This window comes from Paenibacillus sp. CCS19, assembly GCF_033239625.1.
GTDB lineage: Bacteria > Bacillota > Bacilli > Paenibacillales > Paenibacillaceae > Paenibacillus_T.
Genome location: NZ_BTCK01000010.1, coordinates 36,620 through 59,328, shown reverse-complemented (window position 1 = coordinate 59,328; position 22,709 = coordinate 36,620). Strand labels below are relative to the sequence as shown.

22 protein-coding genes are annotated in these 22,709 nt (G+C 51.4%); 13 read left to right on the top strand and 9 right to left on the bottom strand.

What is annotated here, in order from left to right:
• Positions 1 to 174 precede the first annotated feature (174 nt).
• From SBI19_RS09675 to SBI19_RS09665, 3 genes are all read left to right on the top strand, one after another.
• A complete protein-coding gene (locus SBI19_RS09675; RefSeq protein ID WP_317967442.1) occupies positions 175 to 447 on the top strand; it encodes a CD3324 family protein in 273 nt (90 codons plus the stop codon).
• A 203-nt stretch (positions 448 to 650) separates the two neighbouring features.
• A complete protein-coding gene (locus SBI19_RS09670) occupies positions 651 to 1,256 on the top strand; it encodes a class I SAM-dependent methyltransferase (protein ID WP_317967440.1) in 606 nt (201 codons plus the stop codon).
• 29 nt (positions 1,257 to 1,285) lie between these two features.
• On the top strand, positions 1,286 to 1,750 hold the full coding sequence (locus tag SBI19_RS09665) for a phage tail protein (RefSeq protein ID WP_317967438.1): 465 nt from the start codon (positions 1,286 to 1,288) through the stop codon (positions 1,748 to 1,750).
• A 51-nt stretch (positions 1,751 to 1,801) separates the two neighbouring features.
• On the opposite strand, the gene SBI19_RS09660 is transcribed toward SBI19_RS09665, so the two are convergent.
• Positions 1,802 to 2,851, bottom strand: a complete 1,050-nt coding sequence (locus SBI19_RS09660) for a DUF4349 domain-containing protein (protein ID WP_317967436.1) — start codon at positions 2,849 to 2,851, stop codon at positions 1,802 to 1,804.
• A gap of 317 nt (positions 2,852 to 3,168) precedes the next feature.
• Here SBI19_RS09660 and SBI19_RS09655 point away from each other — a divergent pair, with 317 nt between their 5' ends.
• The gene (locus SBI19_RS09655) at positions 3,169 to 3,984 is read left to right on the top strand and encodes a YitT family protein (protein ID WP_317967597.1); all 816 of its coding nucleotides are present in this window, start codon (positions 3,169 to 3,171) and stop codon (positions 3,982 to 3,984) included.
• A gap of 35 nt (positions 3,985 to 4,019) precedes the next feature.
• Here the strand turns inward: SBI19_RS09655 and SBI19_RS09650 are convergent, their stop codons facing one another.
• A complete protein-coding gene (locus SBI19_RS09650; RefSeq protein ID WP_317967434.1) occupies positions 4,020 to 4,694 on the bottom strand; it encodes a TVP38/TMEM64 family protein in 675 nt (224 codons plus the stop codon).
• A gap of 177 nt (positions 4,695 to 4,871) precedes the next feature.
• Between SBI19_RS09650 and SBI19_RS09645 the strand changes: the two genes are divergently transcribed.
• From SBI19_RS09645 to SBI19_RS09625, 5 genes are all read left to right on the top strand, one after another.
• Positions 4,872 to 6,071, top strand: a complete 1,200-nt coding sequence (locus SBI19_RS09645) for an MFS transporter (RefSeq protein ID WP_317967432.1) — start codon at positions 4,872 to 4,874, stop codon at positions 6,069 to 6,071.
• A gap of 99 nt (positions 6,072 to 6,170) precedes the next feature.
• A complete protein-coding gene (locus tag SBI19_RS09640) occupies positions 6,171 to 7,199 on the top strand; it encodes an AraC family transcriptional regulator (RefSeq protein ID WP_317967430.1) in 1,029 nt (342 codons plus the stop codon).
• A gap of 52 nt (positions 7,200 to 7,251) precedes the next feature.
• Entirely contained in the window at positions 7,252 to 8,046 is a 795-nt protein-coding gene (locus SBI19_RS09635; RefSeq protein ID WP_317967428.1) for an SDR family NAD(P)-dependent oxidoreductase, read from the top strand.
• Between the two features lie 64 nt (positions 8,047 to 8,110).
• On the top strand, positions 8,111 to 9,085 hold the full coding sequence (locus tag SBI19_RS09630; RefSeq protein WP_317967426.1) for a helix-turn-helix transcriptional regulator: 975 nt from the start codon (positions 8,111 to 8,113) through the stop codon (positions 9,083 to 9,085).
• Between the two features lie 95 nt (positions 9,086 to 9,180).
• The gene (locus tag SBI19_RS09625; RefSeq protein WP_317967424.1) at positions 9,181 to 9,693 is read left to right on the top strand and encodes a DinB family protein; all 513 of its coding nucleotides are present in this window, start codon (positions 9,181 to 9,183) and stop codon (positions 9,691 to 9,693) included.
• Positions 9,694 to 9,752: 59 nt separating this feature from the next.
• Here SBI19_RS09625 and nspC read toward each other — a convergent pair whose 3' ends face one another.
• The 3 genes from nspC to SBI19_RS09610 form a co-directional block, all read right to left on the bottom strand.
• Positions 9,753 to 10,880 carry a carboxynorspermidine decarboxylase gene (gene nspC, locus SBI19_RS09620; RefSeq protein ID WP_317967422.1) on the bottom strand — a complete coding sequence of 376 codons (1,128 nt, stop codon included), beginning with the start codon at positions 10,878 to 10,880 and terminating at the stop codon, positions 9,753 to 9,755.
• Position 10,881: 1 nt separating this feature from the next.
• On the bottom strand, positions 10,882 to 12,129 hold the full coding sequence (locus SBI19_RS09615) for a saccharopine dehydrogenase family protein (RefSeq protein ID WP_317967420.1): 1,248 nt from the start codon (positions 12,127 to 12,129) through the stop codon (positions 10,882 to 10,884).
• Between the two features lie 674 nt (positions 12,130 to 12,803).
• Positions 12,804 to 13,844, bottom strand: coding sequence for a YeiH family protein (locus SBI19_RS09610; RefSeq protein ID WP_317967418.1), 1,041 nt, complete (start codon positions 13,842 to 13,844; stop codon positions 12,804 to 12,806).
• Positions 13,845 to 14,007: 163 nt separating this feature from the next.
• Here SBI19_RS09610 and SBI19_RS09605 point away from each other — a divergent pair, with 163 nt between their 5' ends.
• The 3 genes from SBI19_RS09605 to SBI19_RS09595 all read left to right on the top strand — a co-directional run bounded on the left by SBI19_RS09605 (position 14,008) and on the right by SBI19_RS09595 (position 16,498).
• Entirely contained in the window at positions 14,008 to 14,889 is an 882-nt protein-coding gene (locus SBI19_RS09605; protein WP_317967416.1) for a LysR family transcriptional regulator, read from the top strand.
• A 63-nt stretch (positions 14,890 to 14,952) separates the two neighbouring features.
• Positions 14,953 to 15,894: a LysR family transcriptional regulator gene (locus SBI19_RS09600; protein WP_317967414.1), complete on the top strand. Its 942-nt coding sequence runs from the start codon at positions 14,953 to 14,955 to the stop codon at positions 15,892 to 15,894.
• 91 nt (positions 15,895 to 15,985) lie between these two features.
• The gene (locus SBI19_RS09595; RefSeq protein WP_317967595.1) at positions 15,986 to 16,498 is read left to right on the top strand and encodes a cysteine hydrolase family protein; all 513 of its coding nucleotides are present in this window, start codon (positions 15,986 to 15,988) and stop codon (positions 16,496 to 16,498) included.
• Between the two features lie 64 nt (positions 16,499 to 16,562).
• Here SBI19_RS09595 and metE read toward each other — a convergent pair whose 3' ends face one another.
• The 4 genes from metE to SBI19_RS09575 form a co-directional block, all read right to left on the bottom strand.
• Positions 16,563 to 18,833: a 5-methyltetrahydropteroyltriglutamate--homocysteine S-methyltransferase gene (metE, locus tag SBI19_RS09590; protein ID WP_317967412.1), complete on the bottom strand. Its 2,271-nt coding sequence runs from the start codon at positions 18,831 to 18,833 to the stop codon at positions 16,563 to 16,565.
• 98 nt (positions 18,834 to 18,931) lie between these two features.
• Positions 18,932 to 19,135: a hypothetical protein gene (locus SBI19_RS09585; RefSeq protein ID WP_317967410.1), complete on the bottom strand. Its 204-nt coding sequence runs from the start codon at positions 19,133 to 19,135 to the stop codon at positions 18,932 to 18,934.
• 93 nt (positions 19,136 to 19,228) lie between these two features.
• Positions 19,229 to 20,470, bottom strand: a complete 1,242-nt coding sequence (locus SBI19_RS09580; RefSeq protein WP_317967408.1) for a sensor histidine kinase — start codon at positions 20,468 to 20,470, stop codon at positions 19,229 to 19,231.
• 27 nt (positions 20,471 to 20,497) lie between these two features.
• Positions 20,498 to 21,178, bottom strand: a complete 681-nt coding sequence (locus SBI19_RS09575) for a response regulator transcription factor (RefSeq protein ID WP_483312266.1) — start codon at positions 21,176 to 21,178, stop codon at positions 20,498 to 20,500.
• A 261-nt stretch (positions 21,179 to 21,439) separates the two neighbouring features.
• On the opposite strand from SBI19_RS09575, the gene SBI19_RS09570 reads away from it, so the two are divergent.
• A complete protein-coding gene (locus SBI19_RS09570; protein WP_317967404.1) occupies positions 21,440 to 22,582 on the top strand; it encodes a 5-methyltetrahydropteroyltriglutamate--homocysteine S-methyltransferase in 1,143 nt (380 codons plus the stop codon).
• The last annotated feature ends 127 nt before the right edge of the window (positions 22,583 to 22,709 follow it).

The following is a 22,709-nucleotide window of genomic DNA, read 5'->3' as shown; positions in this document are numbered from 1 at the left end:
TTCGTCAATGACTTAGCGATTCGCTCTATGCAAAGTTTGTCCTATGGACAACGGCGGTAATTTGTATAGAGCTGGAAGTGGTTATCCGCCATTGCTATGACCGGGTTAGCCGGTTGGTGTTCGTAGGCAGACTTTGCTCCCTTAAGATTTATTATTTTAAGGAGCGGAGCTACTATGAAATATATAAACGCAGAGCAACTCTTCCCGGAGGAGCTGCTGATCGAGATTCAGAAGTATGTGCACGGGGAACTGGTTTATATCCCGAAGCCGAAAGGGCAGCATAAGAAATGGGGCGAGAATTCAGGCAGCCGCAAACAACTGCTGCTTCGCAACGCCGAGATTCGCAGCCGTTTTCGCGCTGGGGATTCCATCGACCAGCTCGCAGATTGTTTTTTCCTATCGTCGTGCAGTATTAAGAAGATCATATACACCAAACAGCAGACATAAATTCGAGCCGCATCGTTACATACGATGCGGCTTATTTGATGTGACGGAACCGTTAGTACATGTTTCTTCTTTGTCTGGTCGGAAGAAACTCGACTAGTATTGCTTTGTCCTTTGATAATTGCAGATGGAGTGTTACGATAAGCCTTACAGAGGGCAAGCTGAAAGGTTGTAGTTCTTAGAATAGGACAGACAGGAGCGATAGGATGGGTAATACCGATAAGTTCGAAATGATTGCAAGCACGTACGACACGCCTGAAAGAATTCATATTGCGAAGATATCCTCGGACGCGATTCGTCGATATATGGATGATGCCACAACCAAGAGCGCGATTGATTTTGGCTGCGGCACGGGCCTTGTCGGCATGAATCTGGTCAACGAGTTTCAATCGATGCTGTTTCTCGACACATCACCGAATATGATCCGTCAGATTCAGCAGAAGATCAACGATGCCGGCATTCAGAACGCGGATACGTTGTGCTTCGATTTCGAGACGGATGATTTATCGGATCTGCGTGCGGACTATATTATGATGGCTCAAGTTCTGCTGCATATTAAAGATGTCGATTTCGTTCTGGCGAGATTGTTCAATGTTCTTCAGGATGGCGGACATCTTGTTATCGTCGACTTCGATAAGAATGACAAGGTCGTCTCGGATTTCGTTCATAACGGATTCCATCAAGAAGAGCTCAGAGATCGGATGTCGAGAATCGGCTATCGGGATATTCAGTCAGAAACGATTTATACCGGGGACAAAATCTTCATGGGCCAAGAGGCTTCGATGTTTGTTCTTGATGCTCGGAAATCATAAACCATAACAAGAAAGCACGAGGGATGGAAATGGCATACACCGTTGATTTTAACAATGTGTCGACAGTTGGCTTGGAGTCATCGCCTGTAGCAGATGCGCTGGCTGGGCTGCGTGCGAATGAGGCGCGATATTTTATGAACAAATACAAGCATGCGTTTACGGTTGTTCCGGCTAGCGAGAGCCAGGAAAACCTTGATTATGTGAACCGGATTCTGAAGGAAGAGCGGAATATCGAGTTCGCGGCGAAGCCGCTGGAGACGTCGCGTTTTCAAGTGGAGAACATCGATTGGACTTACGTGTTCTATAAGGATGGTCTTTCGGCCAACGTTTTGTACACGATCGATAACCCTAAGAAGCGGGCTGTCGGCTTTAAGCTGTCTGAAGGAATGGAAGTGCCGAAGGAGCTCGAAACGAAGTTTAAGTTCGCTAGACAAAAGTCTAAGCTGGCCGGTACGATCCGCGGTTCGTTCTTTGTTATTAAAGGTGAATATTAAGCCATTCGTGAATGCAAAGGCACCCCGAATGGGGTGCCTTTGTGCGCTGCATTACGTCAATTTATCGTCATCGGACGGCGTTTGCTCTGTGCGATCTGTTGGCTCGGTCTGCTCTGATTGCACACTTTGCGGCGGGGCGGTTTGCGCTGTGGAAGCCTTTCGCTTGCTGCGGCGTTTCACAATGACCACTGCAAGGACGATGATTGCGATGATCGGAAGAAGCGGGAGCAGGAAAGCCCCAATAATGACGAGCGCTTTGCCGAATGAAACCACCATGTCCGCGCTCTGATGCAGCGAGTCTCCGGCTTTCTTCATCAGACCCGGCTTCTCGTTCAGCTCTAGATCGGCTTCATCGCCGTTAAGCGTCTGATACATGTCGATGTTGATTGTAGAATACTCTACATTCTGGTCAATGAAGCGCATTCTGCCTTTGATCCGTTCAATATCTTCTTGCACTTGGGCGAGTTCATTGGAGAAGGCAACGAGATCTTTTGACGTTTTGGCGTTCTCCATAAAGGAAATAAGCCGCGCCTCGGCTACTTCCCGAGCTTTCAGACGAGCGGAGAGGTCCGCGTATTCTTCGGTTACGTCTTCGCCGTTAATGCTTTTGCTCAGCTTCTTGTCCGGCAGCTTGTCGATGGCATCGATGAACGTATTGAACCCCTTGGCCGGCACCTTGATCTTGAACGAACCGCTCATACGATTGGATGATTCCTCTTCGTTAAAAGAAAGCAAGTAGCCGCCGCTGCTCGCAATCAATTGATCGATCGCATTGCGCGCGCTGGCGAAGTCTTTGACTTGCATCTGCAGATTGGCGGTATAAATCACCTGCCGATTGAAGCTTTCTTGCGCCGACGTATCGGCTATGCCGCTGCCCTGCTGCCCTGCTGCTGTGTTCACGGCCCCCGAATCTGCGTCTGCTGCTGCATCCGCTGCTGCTGAATTTGACTGCGGCGCTGCCGCCTCTGTCGAGGCCATTTCGACCGCCTTCGATTCCGACCGATCATTGCTGCTGCTGCAAGCCACAAGACCTGCTGCAAGCAATAAGACCGCCAACCATACCCCGACAAGCCGAATCCCTCTTCTTCTCTCTGTTCTCATTGAGACGCCCCCTATGGCATTGGTAACAATGGGATATTCTAGATGACTATCTGTATAGACGTATCCGTTCTTACAATGTTGCAATTCTCCAGGTTGCAGTCAAAGTCCACGGCTGCAAATTAGCAACTAGCCGCTTAAAGTGGTATCATGCAGTCAACAGGCGGCTATCCTTTAGCCTATATTTGGAATTGGCAAGATTTATTCCAACTACGATTAAACAGAAGCGAGGGGAAGACATGAAGACGGAACAGAGTGGACAGGCGTTACAGGCAGGACGCAAGCAGCCTGCTGTTGCAAGGAAGGTTCTGCGGGGACTGATGGTGGTCATTGGCGCATTCGTAACGTCCTATGGGCTTGAGGCGGTATTGATTCCGAACAATGTATCCGACGGCGGCGTGACGGGTCTTAGTATCGTAGGGTCGGAGCTCATCGGCTTGCCATTAGGACTTTTAATCGCGGTGCTTAATATTCCGTTTATTTTTCTAGGGTACAAGCAGATTGGCAAAAGCTTTGCGATCTACTCGGTGCTCGGCATAGCCTCGTTGGCAGTCGGCACAGCCGTCATGCATGAATTAACGCCGATCATTGAAGGCGACACGCTGCTCATAACCGTCGTAGGCGGTATTATTATTGGCTTCGGCATGGGTCTTGCCCTGCGCAATGGCGGTGCATTGGATGGTATCGATATGCTGGCCGTGCTGCTGTCGCGCAAGCTGCCGTTCGGCACCAGCGACCTGATTCTCTTCCTGAACACGTTCGTGTTTATCGTCGTCTCGACCATCTTCGGCCTTCAAGGTGCGATTTTGTCGGGTATTGCTTATTTCATTGCCTCGAAGGTTATCCATATCGTTGAGGAAGGTCTCAGCGGGGCCAAAACGTTCAAAATCATTACCAGGCATCCTGAAGTGATGGTCGAAACGATTCGTGACCGCTTAGGCCGCGGCGCAACCTATAATCTCGTCGAGGGCGGATACTCCAACGAGCAGTTCAAGGAAATCACCTGCGTCATTAACCGACTGGAAGAAAGCAAAATGAAAGAGATTATCCACGAGCTTGACCCAAGCGCGTTCGTCATGGTTTACGATGTGGCGGAAGTAAAAGGCGGGAACTTCAAGAAGAAGGACATTCACTAGGTGTGAAAAAGAAGAAGGGCGCCCGACGGGGCGCCCTATTTGATATTCGCTTCAATTGTTTTCTTGTGTTTTCTTTTATTCAAACGAGTGAACAATACGACTGCCAAGACGACAACGACCGTGAGAAGCAAATAAATGCGGTTATGGCTGGATGCCGATATGACGCCGAACGAGACCGAAGATAGAACGAGGCCATAGATGAAGTTGCCGATCGTCGTAGCCGTAATAAAGCGATGCGTCCGAATCGAGCTTAATCCCGATGCGATATTGATTAAGTTCGTCGGCATGAGCGGCAGAATGCGTCCGAATAGAACGAAGGCGAAGCCGTTCTTCTCGATTCGCTCCTGGAACTGCTGCATCTTCGGCGAGCCGGCGAAGATGTCATGGAACAAATGCCGAATCGATAAGAAGACCAGCGTACTGCCGATAACGCTGCATAAGCAGCCGTATAGATAGCCGTGCCAGAAGCCGAACAACGTGATATTGGCCGTAATGACGAGGATGAGCGGTATGAAGGTGAAGATGTTCTGCAGTGTCATTAAGACAAGCATAATAAGATGAAGCAATAGGATGTCATCGTGTGCGATTTCACGGATCGTATCCGGCGTTAGATCGGCTACGGTTAAGCCGCTGCTTCGAAGACAGAAGAATAGGCACAGCAGGAAGGCGATATAGCAAGCCACCCGAAAGATCAGTTTACGTTTATTCATAACGAACGAACTCCTTTAGGTTACCTAACTAACTATATTATAACGAAAATCACTTTAGAATTGTAAGAAGTAATAATCAGTAATTATGCAAATCGGGGAGACGGCGCCGTCGGTGTTATAGTAGAATGAATGCTGCTAGTGTTTATCTGTTGGTTGAAAGGATTGAAGTTACGCATCATGGAACTAACACAACATGCTAAACGCGAGCCAAGGGCACATAAGTCGGGTTTCCCGATCTCGCTGCTCTCGCTCACGATTGGTGCATTCGCTATCGGTATGACGGAATTCGTCATTATGGGGATTCTGCCGAACGTTGCTGAAGATCTGAACGTATCGATCTCCGCTGCCGGACAGCTCATTACGATGTACGCATTGGGTGTGGCGGTAGGGGCGCCTATTCTTACGGTATTGACCCATCGGATTCCACAGAAGAAGCTGCTGATCTTCCTTATGCTCTTATTCATCGTGGGCAACGGTGTATCTGTAATCGCTCCGAATTATGCCGTCTTAATGGGCGCGCGGGTCCTTACAGCCTTGACGCATGGCACCTTCTTCGGCGTCGGAGCCGTTATTGCAGCAAGCTTAGTTCATCCTGATCGAAGAGCCGGAGCCGTATCCGTCATGATGGCAGGGCTCACGATCGCCAACATTCTTGGCGTGCCGCTCGGGACCTACATCGGGCAGCATATGGGATGGCGCGCCTCCTTCGGCGCTATCGCGCTGATGGGCGTTATCGCCTTAATCGGCGTCGCCATCTTAATTCCACGTCTGAAGCAGGAGAAGTCGTCCAGCATCAAGCAGCAGATTGCGGCGCTGATTAGTCCCAAGCTGCTCGTATTTCTGCTCATCTGTGCGCTTGGCAATTCAGGCCTGTTCGCGGTATTCACGTATATCACGCCGCTGCTTGTCGATATTACAGGCTTCGCGGAGCATAGCGTGACGTGGATCCTCGTTCTGTTCGGCATCGGGGTCACGGTCGGCAATATTGTCGGAGGCAAGCTGGCGGATTGGAAGCTGATGCCCTCGATTCTAGGCATCTACGTGGTCATCGTCATCGCGCTGACGGCGCTGACTTTTACGATTCATAATGAGATCGCTGCTGTCGCGACGATTTTCGTATGGGGGGCGGGCTCCTTCGCCGTTATGCCGGGCTTGCAGGTTAAGATTATGGGCATCGCGAAGGGTGCCCCAGCTCTTGCTTCTACGTCCAGCCATTCGGCGGGCAATCTCGGCAATGCAGTGGGCGCTTTCGTCGGAGGATGGGTCATTACACATCTGTCACTGTCTTCGCTTCCGTGGGTAGGAGCGATCATGGTAGGCCTAGCACTGGCGGTTGGAGCAGGCAGCATGCTGTCGGAGCGCCGGGGAACGGTTTAGTTAGCGGACAAACTCAAATGATAATAGTCAACTATGATGAATGGGCACCTGTGAAGGTGCCCTTCGCTTTCGAATTCGAAGGGAGCATCTGCAGCTGTTATGAAATCGGAAACCTCGAATCGCATCAAAATCAACCCAGGCTTTTGGTCAGGACTAAGCCAATTAGGGATTGCTCCACATGACATTGTCCGCCAGGCACAGCTGCCTTCAACGATTGTTACCGACTTGGTTGTTTCAACGAGCGAGTACTTCGCGATCTGGCAGGCTTATTCTGAACTCATGGGCGACACGGCCGAGGCAATAATTAAACTTGCGACTGTGTTCGAAACGGCGCATTACCCGCCTGCCGCTCTAGCGACGTTCCATGCTCGCGACTATCGAGATGCGCTTAACCGAATGGCCCGGTACAAACGGTTGTGTCCTCCGGAGGGCTTCCGCATCTCCGAGAACGATGAGCGTTGTACCATCCAGCTCGAGTGGCAGAATGCGAATCAAGCTGGGCCGCCCGTATTGGTTGGCATCACGCTCGCCTATCTGTTAGAGCTTGGCCGTCGAGGCACGGGTCAACCTCTTCAGGCGTTGTCCGTTGAATTCATGCATGACATGGGCGATGAATCGGTTTTAGCCGCTTATTTCGGTTGCTCGATTCGGACTGGAGCAGCATGCAATCAGCTGACGCTGCATCGAAGGGATCTGGATCGCAGCTTTATCTCGTATAATGAGGAGCTGCTTGAGGTTCTGACGCCTATTCTGGATCAATCATTGAGCGATCAAGAGCAGAACCGATCGATTACCGACACGGTCAAATGGATCATGAAACGCAGCTTTACTAGGGGCCGTGCCGACATCCGGTATATCGCAAGTGAGCTGGGGATGAGCGAACGAACTTTGCAGCGCAGGCTTACGGATGAAGGCGTCACCTTCAAGCAGCTGTTAGCGGAGGCTCGCCATGAGCAAGCGCTTTTGTACCTGGCCGATCCCTCGCTGGAGATTAAAGAGGTGGCCTTCCTCATTGGCTATGAGGATCAGAACTCGTTCTACCGCGCTTTCCGTCAGTGGGAAGAAGATACCCCATCAAGTTGGCGCGTGAAGCAAGAACGTTGGCGCGGGGGGCTAGTTACGGATTAATCCAATCGAGCGATAATCAACTTACAGGTTGATTATAAAGGAGAAATGCACGATGGATATGGGATTAATCAATAAGACAGCGCTGGTTACGGGATCGACGAGGGGTATCGGTAAAGCAATTGCAATCGAGCTTGCTCGAGAAGGCGTGAACGTCCTCATCAATGGACGGAGCACCGAAGACGTAGAGCGAGTTGTAAACGAGATCCGAGCGGATTTTCCAACGACCTCTCCTCGCAATGCGACGGCAGATATCGTCGATATCGAGCAAAGAGAAGCTTTATTCAAACAGTTTCCCGATATCGATATTCTAGTGAACAACACCGGAATCTATGAGATGATGCAATATGAGGACGTTACCGATGAAGTGTGGGAGCGTTACTTCCGCACGAATGTACTTGCCGCCAATGCGCTGTGCAAGTTTTATTTGCCGAGAATGATCAAGAATGATTATGGCCGTATCATCTTCATCGCGAGTGAGGAAGCGGTTATGCCTTCAGGGCTTATGCCTCAATACGGCGTGACGAAGTCCATGTTGTTATCCTTGTCCAAGAGCTTATCGAAGTTAACAAGAGGGACAGAGGTAACCGTTAATACGATTATGCCTGGACCTACGCTTTCGGAGAACGTGCACCAAATCATCGACGGGATGTACTTGAACGAAAAGATCGCATTTGCAGAGAAAGAGCGAAGATTCATGTCGACCAACCTGCCTCAATCCGAAATCGAGCGATTCATCCGGCCCAGCGAAATAGGCAGGTTGACCGCTTTCGTGAGCAGCCCTTATGCATCCGCATTCAAAGGTTCACCGATTCGGATGGACGGTGGAATGGTGCCGACGATTTTCTAATCGTCTCTTCCTTCAGCCTCAAGTGGATCTCATGTTCATTGTCGTGTGAATAGGAGGATTTGCGGTGGCAAAATGGGACAATATGCTGTCCATGCTCTGGATGCTGCGTTCCGGCAGGAAGCTGACAGCAGCGCAGATTGCGGACAGTCTGGAGATCAGCGTCCGTACCGTGTATCGCTATATCGACGCCTTATGCGCCAGCGGCGTACCGGTCGTTGCGGAAGCCGGCCATGACGGCGGCGTCCGAATTCTGGAGAGCTTCAAGGAGACGCCCTTGTTCTTCAACGCAGTGGAGCTCAAGGCATTGGTAGATGCTTATAAGTTCGCGCAAGGCGCAGGCTACCCATACACAACAGAGCTGGAGAGCGCGCTTAAGAAGGTAGAGAACGGACTGCAGGAGGAGCAGCGTCAGGATCTGTCTCTTCAGACGAGCGGTTTGGATGTCATCTCGCCGGCCCGGGCGCCTTCGGTCATTTCATTATTGCGGGAGTTGGAACAGGCGGCGCAAGAAGGGCATACCGTTCGTATCGCTTATCGCAAAGAGAGTGCGGAGCAAGCCGATGAACGTCAAGTCGATCCGTATGGCCTCGCGTATGATCGGAATGAATGGTACATGGCTGCATACTGCCATCAAGCGGATGCGGTAAGGACCTTCCGAGTCGACCGCATCGAACGGTTGGAGCAGACTGACGCGAATTTCGTGAGGCCCGACAATTTCTCTGCGTCCGCCTATTTCCGTGTTCAATCCGAGAGGAACCGAGAGTCGGAAGAACCGCCAATCGTCATTCGAATAGAGGGGGACCCCGATGCGCTGAACGCACTGTGCAGTCATTGGCATCTGCGCCACTATGTCATGGAACGGACGGACCATGACGTGAGATTTCGGATCGACGCCGCGACAATGAATAAGTATCTGCCAATGTATCTGATCACATTCGGCACGGCCATTCGTATACGGGAACCGCAGGAGCTGAAGCGTACTATCAAGGAGATGGCGTATCGTATCGCGCGCAATTGTGAAGAAGATGACTCTGCTTGAACTTCGCTGACAGCGGTTGTCAGTGAAGCTGGTATACGATAGAGGCAAGGTTAGGGCAACACTCATTAACGTATACATGAAAGGTGGATTTCACTATGCTTCATCATGCACATCAATTGTACGATTACAATGTCTGGGCGAACGAACGATTATTCGCTCATCTCCAGCAGCTTCCGGAGGACGTGTTGAGCGCCGAGATAACAAGCGTGTTCCCGACTGTATCGGTCACCCTCGGCCATATGTATGTGTTCGAGATGCTCTTCTTATCCGTGCTGTCAGGGATCTCGAACGAAGCCATTTATCCCGAGATGATGAAATGGAGAGCGCATGTGCAGGGCCGCACGCTTACTGAGATGCAGGAGCTCTTCGCTGACGCTGCCGGGCAGTTCCGCGGTCTGCTCGAACGTACACCTGATCCGGATAAAGCGATAACGATCGAGCATCCGAGCTATGGCCGTATGGACACGCGTTTCTCCGAGATTGTGCAGCATGTCGTGAACCATGGCACGTATCACCGCGGCAACATTACCGCAATGCTGAGGCAGCAAGGGCATACTGGCGTTTCGACGGACTATATTTTCTATCTGGCAGAGCGTGCATCTAACTAGTACCTACTCTATATAAAAAAAACAGGCATCGGTATTCTAACCGATGCCTGCTTCATTATTTATGCTAAACGCACTTTAAAATCTTCATAACCGAACTGGCGAACGATACGGCAATCGCCGTCGCGACCTTTAACTGCAATCGCAGGAAGCGCCATGCCATTGAACGTGTTCGTCTTCACCATGGAGTAGATCGCCATATCTTCGAAGACGAGGCGGTCTCCTTCTTGAAGCGGTTGATCGAACGAGTAGTCGCCGATGACATCGCCCGTCAGGCAGGTTTGACCCGCAAGGCGGTACGTGTGCGGCTTCTCGCCAGCCTCGCCGGACGTTTGGAGCGGCGGACGATATGGCATTTCGAGTACGTCCGGCATATGGCAAGTCGCGGATGTATCAAGAATGGCAATGTCCATGCCGTTCTGATGGAAGTCGAGCACCGAAGTAACCAAATAGCCGGCGTTGAGCGCAACAGCCTCGCCAGGCTCGAGGTATACTTCAAGACCGTAATCATTCTGCATACGCTTGATGCAAGCTTCAAGCCGTGGAATATCATAATCTTCACGCGTAATATGATGTCCGCCGCCGAAGTTGATCCATTCCATCTTCGGCAGCCATTCGCCGAATTTCTCTACGACAGCGTTGAGTGTCGTCTCGAGATCGTCGGAGTTCTGCTGGCAGAGCGTATGGAAGTGCAGACCCGTTACGCCGTCAAGCAGCTCCGGACGGAACTGATCGAGAAGAGCGCCGAAACGCGAGCCCGTGGAGCATGGATCGTAGATCTCATGTCCGACTTGCGTCGAGCATTGCGGATTGATGCGCAGGCCAACCTTGCGGCCGGCCTTGAGCGCCTTATCCTTGAACTTCTCCAGCTGGGAGAAGGAGTTGAAGATGATGTGATCGCAGATGGACAGAATCTCATCCATCTCTTCAGCACGATATGCAGGGGCAAAAACATGCGTTTCTTTGCCCATTTCCTCGTAGCCGAGTTTAGCTTCATATAAGCCGCTTGCGGTTGTGCCGCTCAAGTATTCGCCAATGAGGGGATACATCGCTGTCATGGAGAATGCTTTCTGCGCCAGTACAATCTTAGCTCCCGTACGCTGCATAACGCCGCTGAGGATCTTCAGATTTCTCTCGATGAGCGCCTCGTCGACGACAAAGCAAGGTGTAGGTAGCTCTTCGAACCGCATCTTAGCGAACCATTACCGGTTGTTTGTCAGCCTTAGGCGACTCTTGACCGTCATCTACAAGTACTGGATTGAAATCTTCTACCCATGGAAGTCCCCATTTGTTCAACTCTTCCATGAATGGATCTGGATCGAACTCTTCTACATTGTATACGCCTGGTTTGTTCCATTTGCCCGTCAGAACCATTGCGGCGCCGATCATAGCAGGTACGCCAGTCGTGTAAGAGATCGCTTGCGAGCCCACTTCTTTGAAGCATTCTTGATGGTCGCATACGTTATATACATAGTACGTTTTTGCAACGCCGTCTTTTTTGCCTTGGAAAATGCAGCCGATGTTCGTTTTGCCGACCGTGCGCGGTCCGAGCGATGCCGGATCTGGCAGTACAGCTTTCAGGAACTGCAGCGGAATGATTTGTTTGCCTTCGAACTCGATCGGCTCGATCGACGTCATGCCCACGTTCTCTAGTGCGCGTAGGTGCGTCAGGTAGCTTTGGCCGAACGTCATGAAGAAGCGAATACGCTTCAGACCTGGCATGTTCTTTGCAAGGGACTCCAGCTCTTCATGGTACAGCAGGTACATATCTTTAGGGCCAACTTCTGCGAAGTTGTACTCGCGTTTGATTTCCATTGGCTTCGTTTCGATCCATTCGCCGTTCTCCCAGTAGCGGCCGTTAGCCGATACTTCGCGGATGTTGATCTCCGGGTTGAAGTTCGTTGCGAACGGATAACCATGGTCGCCGCCGTTGCAGTCGAGAATGTCGATGTACTCGATCTCGTCGAAGTAGTGCTTCAGTGCATAAGCGGAGAATACGCCCGTTACGCCTGGGTCGAAGCCGCTGCCGAGCAGTGCCGTGATGCCGGCTTTCTCGAAGCGCTCGCGGTATTCCCACTGCCAGCTGTATTCGAATTTCGCCGTATCATGCGGCTCGTAGTTAGCCGTATCCATGTAGTGTGTCTTCGTCGCGAGGCACGCATCCATGATCGTGAGATCTTGGTAAGGCAGAGCCAGGTTCATAACGATGTCTGGTTTTACTTCGTTGATCAACGCGATCAGCTCGTCAACGTTGTCTGCATCAACTTGTGCAGTCGTGATTTTCGTTTTGCCGCCATCGAGTTTTGCTTTCAGATCGTCGCATTTCGATTTCGTGCGGCTTGCGATACAGATTTCTTCGAAAACCTCACTGTTTTGAACACATTTGTGGATGGCAACCGATGCCACGCCGCCGCAACCAATTACTAACGCTTTGCCCATTTCTCAATCCCCTTACCTGATAGAATTTTGTGGTTAAAACTAACAAATCTCCGGCAAACGATCGATTTTTACGCACAAAAAAAACAAGTCGTAAAAACGCACCGTCGCGAATCACACTTGTTTGATATAAATTACGAATATTAAATGTCACCATCACATGGGACATGGCTTTTTAGGGAAGCACATTAATATTCAAAATATATCGATAACGGATCAGAGTCTATATAGCAAATAATCGCCTTTAATACTCTTATTGATCGTTTCACAAGTTGATGCGCTCTTAACGCATTGGTCGTAAAGAAACCAAAACTTATAAAATTTGAGCTCTTCGCTCAATCAATAAGGCAACAAAGTTGCCAATCGGCATTTGACCCGGCTGTCCGTATGGCCTTAACGTCCGTAAGTGGATGTGGTCAAAAATTATTCGCTACTGGAAAGATCCTCGTATATTTTGAATAACAACTTTCCAACAACACAACTCATAATATCATAAACTTCACAGATAGCAACAAGAAAATAATTAAAAAGTTTTTAGCATTTTTAGGACCGGCCTTTTCTGGCAGCTTAGGCAACAGGTCCAGGCGGTCAAATCAAGGCGATAATGGGCAAAACGGAGCCGATGCATGCGGCTTACTCATAGTGTACCGCTCAAAGTCGACAACCATACCGCCCACTTAATTCAAGCCGAACAGCTCTATAAGCGCATAACCTAAACCCGAGAGCAGCACCGATCCGATCAGTCCAGCTGCGAATGACCGCATACCAAACCGGCGGAAGGCCGCGACATCGACATGAAGACCGAGTCCTGCCATAGCCATCGCAAGGAGCAAGTAGGCCGCATTCACCAATTGACTCGCAAGCTCAGCCGGGATAATGCCAGCCGTATGAACGCCGCTCATCACAAGGAAGCCTACAATGAACCACGGGATCGGAATCGATCGCCAGCTTGCTTGGTTCTTTACGCCATTACGTTTGTTGTCCGCCCGATTCATCCATATGCCAATTAGTACAGCTGCTGGCACCAGCATGGCTACTCGTGTCAGCTTCACAATCACAGCAAGATCAACCGAATCTGAACCGGCAGGCGCCGACGCGGCGATCACGTGAGCGATCTCGTGAAGCGTTCCTCCAGAGAAGATCCCGTAGGCTGCCGCCGTCAAGCCGAGAATCGGATACAGCAGTGTATACAATAATGTGAAAATGGTTCCGAGTATCGCAACGGCAGCGGCACTAATAGCAGTCTCATTGTCATTGGCCTTTATCTGCGGCGAGATTGCAACAACGGCTGCCGCCCCGCAGATTGCGGTTCCGCATGCAGTCAGAATGGCCAATCGCTTCTCGACTTTCATCAACTTAGCAATATTGTAAACGGCGAAGATCGTAAAGGTCAGATTGATGACGGCGACGGCCAGAACCTTAGGCCCGGCATGAACGATGTCGGTCAGATTGAGCCGCATGCCCAGCAGGATGATGCCGCAACGCAGAAGCTTTTTGCTTGAGAAGGAAGTTCCCGTCATCATTGCATCCGGAACGCCGACTGCCGCCCGCCAGGCGAGGCCTAGAATAATGGCAATGACGAGCTGCCCCATTATGTTCAGGAACGGGAAGCTGGCCGCATACTTCGCGATCATGGCGAGCATCAGCGTCAGTCCGATGCCTTGAGCGAATGCCCTCCCTTTGTTGTTATGCAGTAGTAAGGCAGATGTCTGTGCCATGTCCCTCATTCCTTCCGTCGCAGGTCTATGACCTCACTATAAGGAGCTGGCATTCGGAAGGGAAATACCGATCTGCTATCTGTATCATAAGTAAAACTTATTGTTGGATTGTTAGCTGCTCGTTATGAGGGTACAATAGAAGCAGAGAGAAAGGGGGAGCTCCATGATTGTAGAGACGCTTCGCGTGTTTGTTACGGCAGCAGAACAGAGCAATTTCTCCCGGGCGGCAGAGCTGTTGAATTTGTCCCAGCCAGGCGTGAGCTTACATATACGCAATCTTGAGAATGAGTTCGGAACGAAGCTGATGGTCCGCTCCCCGAAGCTAGTCAAGCTGACGGAGGCAGGAGCCATTCTGTATCATAGGGCGAAGGAGATATTGGCCTCGTACGAAGCGGCCAAGCAGGATATCTTCCGACTTCATGACAGAGTGACCGGACCGCTTCATATTGGAGCCAGCTTTACGATTGGCGAGTATGTGCTTCCCCGCCTGCTCGCGGAGTTCGCGGAGCAGTATCCGCAGGTGGAGATGGACTTAACTATAGGGAATACAGAGGAGATCGTCCAGAGCATTCGCGAGAGCAAGCTCGATCTAGCCCTTGTAGAAGGGGAAGTCACAGTAACGGACTTGATCATTACCTCCTATATGAGGGACGAAATGATTCTGGTCGCAGCCTCCTCGCATCCGCTCTCGTCCTTACGGATCGTCGAGACCGGCCTTCTTCATGATCAAGTGTGGGTGCTGCGCGAGAACGGGTCCGGCACGCGAGCGTTCAGCGATCAGTTCATTCAGCAGGCGGATCTCCGAATGAAACGCTCTTATGTATTCAACAGCAGCCAAGGGGTTAAGGAAGCGGTGTCGGCCGGTTTAGGCATTGCCATCCTGTCGCGACTGGTCGTGCGCAGAGAACTGGAGGCGGGCGAAATGACCGAAATTCCGATGAAGGGAATTCGATTAGACCGAACCTTCTCGTTGATTCGTACGCCGGATCAGGTACCGACCATGGCTGTGCAAGCTTTTGTAGAGAAGCTGCTTGCTAAGGATTGATTGGCAAGAGAACGGGGCTATCATTAATTTTAATTATGATTCCAGAGTGGAGGGGAGCTGCCCATGACCTTACAACAGCTTAGATACATTCTGACCATCGTAAGCTGCGGCTCGATTAGCGAGGCGGCTAAGAAGCTGTTCATCTCGCAGCCCAGCTTATCGAGTGCAGTGAAGGAGATCGAGCAGGAGTTCGGCATTGAAATTTTCGTCCGTTCGCCTAAAGGAATTGTGCTGTCGAATGACGGTGCGGAGTTTCTATCGTACGCCCGGCAGGTGGTGGAGCAGGCTGAACTTCTGGAACAGCGGTACACGAACCAGAAGCCGTCGAAGAAGCTGTTCTCTGTCTCTACCCAGCACTACGCGTTTGCGGTTCAGGCTTTCGTCGGCCTGCTGAAAGAAATGAACATGGATGAATATGAGGGTACGCTGCGCGAGACGAGAACGTACGAAATCATCGAGGATGTGCGCAACCTGCGAAGCGAGGTTGGCGTTCTATATTTGAGCGACTTCAATCGGAAGGTCATTCAGAAGCTGCTCAGCGAGAATCATCTGCGATTCCATCCGCTCTTCAAGGCAGATGCTCACGTGTTCATCAGCTCGGAGCACCCGCTTGCCGGTCGCGATGAGGTCGATATCGAAGAGCTCGACGATTATCCTTGTCTCGCTTTCGAGCAGGGGGATTATAACTCGTTCTACTTCTCGGAGGAAATGCTCAGCACAAGAACGTACAAGAAGAAGATACTGGTCAGCGACCGTGCCACGCTGTTCAATACGCTCATTGGACTGAACGGCTATACGATCAGCTCGGGGGTTCTCAATAAAGATTTGAACGGCGAGCAGATCAAATCGGTGCGTCTGCGTACGAACGAGAATATGGAGATCGGCTATATTACGAACCAGAAAGCGACCTTAAGCCAGCTGGCCGCTGCTTATGTACATAAGCTCAAGAGCGTGATCAAGGATTCCGGACACCCGATCATCAACGAAGAGGATGGGCTCGATTGAGCTCATCTTTTATTTTTAGCGAGCAGGTTGTTCAGTAAAAGGGTGTTATAATTAAAGAAGAGAGTCTAAGATAGAAAATGAGGTGGAGATTATGGGAGCTAGTGCAGATGTTCTGATCGTCATCGATTTGCAAAACGGGGTTTGCTACGACAGCGAGCATTTATTTGGATTGGATCGGCTGCTTGCTAAAGTGAATGATAGAATCTCCTTGTACCGTAAGCTGCATAAACCGATTATTTTCGTTCAACACTGCGATGAGGACTTAGTGCCAGGAGAGGAACCATGGGCGATTCATGCTGAGCTTGATGTTCAAGCACATGATATTAAAATCAGCAAAATACATGCAAACTCTTTCTATAGAACGAACTTGCAAGAAGTTCTGGATCAATTGAATGTGAACCGTATCGAATTCTGCGGTGCCCAAACGGAATATTGTGTGGATGCAACGGTTAAATTCGCTCATGGTCTAGGTTACAGCAACCTTATGGTGCGCAATGCAACCTCCACATTAAACAACTCATTTATGTCTGCAGAAGAGACGATTCGTTTCTACGAGAATATATGGAATCATCGATATTTAGAGTTCATACATGAAGAGGTTTAAAATGAAAGGATAGAAACCCGCCTTGGCGACAAGGCGGGTTTTCTTGTGGTTAACATACTATCTATTATAGTGTTGCGCGAACCTCTTGCGCCGCTTGGATCAGATGCTTCAGACTTGCCCATGTTTCGGCTTCGCCGCGCGTCTTCAGACCGCAGTCCGGGTTCACCCACAGCTTCGCAGGATCGATCTTATCGAGCATACGGCCAAGACCTTGCTTCAGCTCATCGACGCTTGGCACACGCGGGGAGTGAATATCGTATACGCCTGGACCTACTTCCGTCTTGAAGCCGCATGCGTTGATGGAGTCGATAATCGATAGGTCCGAACGTGAGGCTTCGAACGTAATGACATCGGCATCCATTGCATCGATATCGCGAATAATATCGCTGAATTGGCTGTAGCACATATGCGTGTGGATCTGCGTATCGGCTTGAACGCCGCTGTGCGTCAGTCGGAAGGCAGGGATCGCCCAGCTCAGATACTCGCTCTGCCAGTCCGATTGGCGAAGCGGCAGCTTCTCGCGCAGCGCAGCTTCGTCGATCTGAATGATCTCGATTGCGTTAGCTTCAAGATCCAATACCTCGTCGCGGATCGCAAGCGCGATTTGCAGGGCGCTGTCCTTCAGGCTGATGTCCTCGCGCGTGAACGACCAGTTGAGAATCGTAACGGGACCCGTCAGCATGCCTTTGACCGGCTTGTTCGTCAGGCTCTTCGCATATGCCGAATATTCAACCGTCATCGGCTTCGAGCGGCGGATATCGCCCCAGATGATCGGAGGCTTCACGCATCGCGTGCCGTACGATTGTACCCAAGCGTTCTGCGTGAAGACGAAGCCGTCGAGGCTTTCGCCGAAGTATTCCACCATGTCGTTGCGCTCGTATTCGCCGTGAACGAGTACATCAAGGCCGATCTCTTCCTGCTGCGCGACGCATTGTGCGATTTTCTCGAAGTTGAACTGCTTATACTGCTCTTCGCTGATCGCGCCCTTCTTGAACGACGCGCGGTTCGCCCGAACGTCTGCCGTTTGCGGGAAGGAGCCGATCGTCGTCGTTGGCAGCAGCGGCAGCTTGAACTTGTCCCGCTGAATTTGCTCACGCTCTGCGAACGCAGGCAGTCTCGTGAAATCAGCGTCTGTCAGCGCAGCCGCTCTTGCTTGTACCGATTCGTCGCCAGCAAAGCGCGAAGCGCCGAACAGCTTCTCGTTCGCAATATACAGCGGTGAAGACTTCGAATATTCAAGCGCCGTGATTGCCTTGAGCTCGGCAAGCTCCTGCAGCTTTTCTTCCGCGAATGCAAAATAGTTCTTCGTCGTTTCAGCCAGCTTCGTCTCGTTCTTCAGCGTGTAAGGAACGTGGAGCAGCGAGCAGGATGGGCCGATCACGACTTGCGCTGCGTGCTGACCAATCTCTTGGACCAGCGCGAGCGTCTTCTTATAGTGGTTCTTCCAAATGTTCTTGCCGTTAATAACGCCGGCGAACAGTACTTTGCCTTGTGCGAATCCGAATTGCTTCAGAAGCGCGAGCGTTTGCGTACCTTCCACGAAGTCGAGGCCCACGCCGTCGAAAGGCAGGGATTGAAGCGCTTGATAGCAGTCGCGAACATCGCCGAAGTAGGTTTGAACAACTACTTTCACATTGCCTTTAGCCGCAAGGATCTGGGAATGGAGCTCCGCGAACAGTGCGATATCTTCCTGCGACAGGTCCGTAACGAGCGCAGGCTCGTCCAGCTGCACCCACTCGGCGCCTAGCGTGTTAAGCTGTGCCAGCACTGCCTTATAACCTTCAACAAGCGCGCCGGCGAAGTCCTTGGGTTGCTTGGAGCCCGTGAATTTCGCAAGCTTCAGCAGCGTGAATGGACCGACGAGCACCGGCTTCGTCGTAATGCCGAGCTGCTTCGCCTCGTTGAATTCGTCGAACAGCTTCGTTCCGGCCAGACGAATGTCAGCTGCATCTTCAATCTCAGGCGTCATGTAGTGATAGTTCGTGTTGAACCATTTTTTCATCGCCAATGCCTTCACATCGCCGCGTTCGCCCTGGTAGCCGCGCGCCATTGCGAAGTACGTCTCCAGCGGGCTCAGACCAAGAACGCTATATCGCTGAGGGATAATGTTGAACAGGCAAGCCGTGTCGAGCAGGCCGTCGTAGAACGAGAAGTCGTTCGAAGGGATGTAATCGATGCCTTGCGCCTTCTGCAGCTTCCAGTGCGATGCTCTCAGCTCAGCAGCCGTTTGGTTCAGCTGTTCGAGCGTGCCCGTGCCTTTAAAATAGTTCTCCGATGCAAACTTAAGCTCTCTAAGCGCGCCGACGCGCGGATATCCGATGATCGATGTTTTCATGGTCAATCGCTCCCTGTCATGTGGTGGTGGCTTCAGTATAGGGGCGATAAGCAGCCATAGAGAAACACTTAAAAACTATTCGGGGCCATAGATTTTTCCTATAGCAGGAGGCGGGATAGCACATAGAGACAGGTTAACGCTGCCGCAGCGTAGTAGATGCCGCCTACTAGGAATAGGGGAGATAGGAGCAGCTCAGGAAGGCTGCGAACCGTTAGCCCGCCCTGCAATCGGATCGCTTTCTTCCAAGTAACTCGACCAGCAGTCAATAAAATAACGTTTGCGAGAAGCAGCAACCAACTCATCAGGCATTCCTCCTCTTGTTTAATCAATAGCGATTATAGAGGAGGGTTCTTAATGCCATGGTGATGAAAAGCTTATCGAATCCTTAACTTTTGTTAATGATTTGCTGAAGGTTGGCGGATGGGCAGCGCGATCTCAAACACGGTGCGAATGCGACCGCTGCGCACGGATACTTTGCCCTCGTGCACTTCCGCAATGCTTTTGACGATAGCTAGCCCGAGTCCCGTACCGCCGCTGGAACGCGAACGGTCCCCACGGTAGAAACGGTCGAATATAAAGGGCAGATCGCTTGGCGGAATAGGCTCGCCGTAGTTCATAATCCGAACGATGGCAGCATCGCCTTCCTGTTCGATCTCAATATCCACGTATTGGCTGCCGCTGCCATAACGGATGGCGTTGGTCAGCAGGTTCTCGAAAGCGCGCACCAGCAGACCGCCGTCGGCTTCAATTAGAAGGGGGTCATCCGGTGCATCGAGCCGGTAAGACATAGACGCTTGGTCCAGCAGAGGGACGTATTCTTCCACGAGCTGCTGCAGCAGTCCAGTCACGTCGAGTTCCTCTAAGGCGAGCGGCATGCCGCTGTCGATGCGGGTATATTCGAACAGGTCGTCGATCAGTCTTTTGAGCGCACGCGCTTTGACATAGGCGATATTGATATAGTGGCGCAGCTCCACTTCATCCCGATAACGGTCTTGTTCGATGACCTCTAGGAAACCGAGAATGGAGGTGAGCGGGGTGCGCAAATCGTGGGAGACGCCGATAATGAGGTCGTTCTTCGTCTTCTCGGCGAGGCGCTCATCCTGCATCGAACGGTCCAACTGCTCTGCCATTCGGTTAATGCTTTCCGTGATGCGCGTCAGCTCTCCATAAGATTGATCCGATTCGAATCGGTAGTCGAGACGGCCGGAGGCGACCTCATTCACGCCTTCCGCGATGCGGTTGGAATACTGCTTTAATTGCTCGGCCAATCGGTCCAGGCTGGCTGCCGCTTGACCGATCTCGTCTTGCGACGGCGTTAACGAATCGACATTGAAATTACCGTTCTCTAAGTTGTGCAACGCCTTGTCCAGTTCTTCTAGGCGGCGAATCGTATTGCGGCTGAAGAAATTGTAGAACAGGCACAAAGAACTGATGCCGATGATGACAAGGACAGGAGCGGAGCCGATGCGGTTGACGACGATTGCGAGAGGGCTGCTGAGCAGTTTAATTTGAATCAGATACTGGGCGAGCAGATAGCAACCGTACAGGATCAAGGTGGTTAGCAATATGCTGCCCAGCGCGGCGCCGAAGAACTTCCAGCGAACGGACTTCAACCATTTGTATGTAAGTGGGTTCATACACGCATGTTTCCTTCCACAGGCGAATTAATCGGGGTCGATTTTGTAGCCGATGCCCCAGACAGTCTTAATATAGCGCGGCGATCGCGGGTCCGGCTCGATCTTCTCCCGGAGTTTGCGGATATGAACCATTACGGTGTTCCTGGACTCCATGAACGGTTCGTTCCACACTTCTTGGTATATTCGGTCCATGCTGAAGACGATGCCTCGATTGGAAGCCATCAGCTGCAGAATGGCGAATTCGCGAGGCGTCAGCTTCACTTCCTCGCCGTCTATCGTCACTTTATGAGTAGCGATGTTGATGCTGAGGTCGTCGATCTCAATCAACGAATTGTCTGCATCAGGGGATCGACCGAATTGTTTGTAGCGCCGCAGATGCGATTTGACGCGAGCGATCAACTCAAGCGGGTTGAACGGCTTCGTCACATAATCGTCGGCTCCCAAGCTTAATCCTGATATTTTGTCGATATCCTGATTCTTAGCGGACAGCAGGATGATGGGCAGCTCGCGCGTCTCGCGGATGCGCATGCAGGCTTCCATGCCGTCCATCCGCGGCATCATGACGTCCATAATAATGAGATCGACGGAATGACGTTCTAGAATTTCAAGCGCTTCTACGCCGTCGGACGCCTTCAGAAGGACATAACCTTCATTTTGCAAATAAATCTCCATAAGCTTAATGATTTCTTTCTCGTCATCGACGAGCATGATCGTTCTTCGGGACACTGCAAGTTCCTCCTGGGCGACAGATTAAGCCTTATTTATGTTCACTATAGCATGCTTGCAGGAATGGAAGTTCTTAAAACCTACTAAATATTTGGAAGTTTATTCACAAAACTCCTCCGTTTGCGACGCCAGCTATAGCTATTACTTATAACCTTCCATCGTTTATCCGTATGACGGTATAGCCGTTCACCCGTGCTATATTTACTCGTACCAAATAAAATCGATGAGACGAGGAGAATGAATATGAGCACACAGACAACTAAGGCTAACAAACGTACCGTTACTCCTTTCCGATATGATATCGTGGGCAGCTTCCTGCGCCCAAGCGCATTGAAAGAGGCTCGATCCAAGTACCAGAACGGCGAGATTACGGCGGAGCAGCTTACGGAAGTGGAGAACGCCGAGATCGTGAAGCTTGTACAGAAGCAGAAGGAGGTCGGCCTTCAGGCTGTTACGGACGGCGAATTCCGCCGCTCGTGGTGGCATCTGGACTTCTTCTGGGGCTTCGACGGCGTGCAGCGGACGATCATCGACCAAGGCTATCAGTTCAACGGGGCGCAATCGAGACCGGAAACCGCCTCCCTGACGGGCAAAATCAAATTCAGCAGCCATCCTTTCGTTGCGCACTATTCCTTCCTGAAAGCTGCTGCTGGCGATGACGTTGTTGCACGCCAAGCGATTCCTGCGGCTGCGCAGTTGCTGTTCGAGCTGGATCGCGCTGAGAATCAGGAAAGCACGAAGACGATTTATCCGAACCGCGAAGAGCTGCTTGCGGACATCACGCAAGCGTACCGGGGAGCGATTCTCGCCTTGTACGAAGCGGGCTGCCGCAGCATTCAGATCGACGACTGCACGTGGGGCGCGCTGTGCGACGAGCAGTTCTCGGCCTTCATGGCGCAGATCGGCGTCGATCTTGCGGATTACGCGAACGAGTTCGCGAAGCTGAACGCAGCCGTCATCGCAGACCTGCCGGAAGATCTCGTCGTCACGACGCACGTATGCCGCGGCAACTATTTATCGACTTATGCCGGCGTTGGCGGCGGCTACGAGCCGATCGCGCAGACGCTGCTCGGCATCGACAACTACGCGGGTTTCTACCTGGAGTATGATACGGACCGCGCCGGCGACTTCAAGCCGCTGCGCTTCCTGAAGGACAATCAGCAGGTGGTGCTTGGCCTGTTCTCCTCGAAGTTCGGCGAACTGGAGAGCAAAGAGGACATCTTGAAGCGGATTGAAGAAGCAGCTCAATACGTGGATTTGAATCGGATTTGCCTGAGCCCGCAATGCGGCTTCGCTTCGACGGAGGAAGGCAACCACCTGACGGAGGAGCAGCAATGGCGCAAGCTTGCTCGAATCAAGGAGATTGCGGAAGAGATCTGGAACTAATTCAATTCATATATAAATATAGAAGAGAGGGACCTCTGCCATTGGCACAGGTCCCTCTGTGTTATTCCTTTTTAGACACGACACGAAAGCCCCGATTCGCTATCCATTAGCGGTCGGGGCTTTTCCT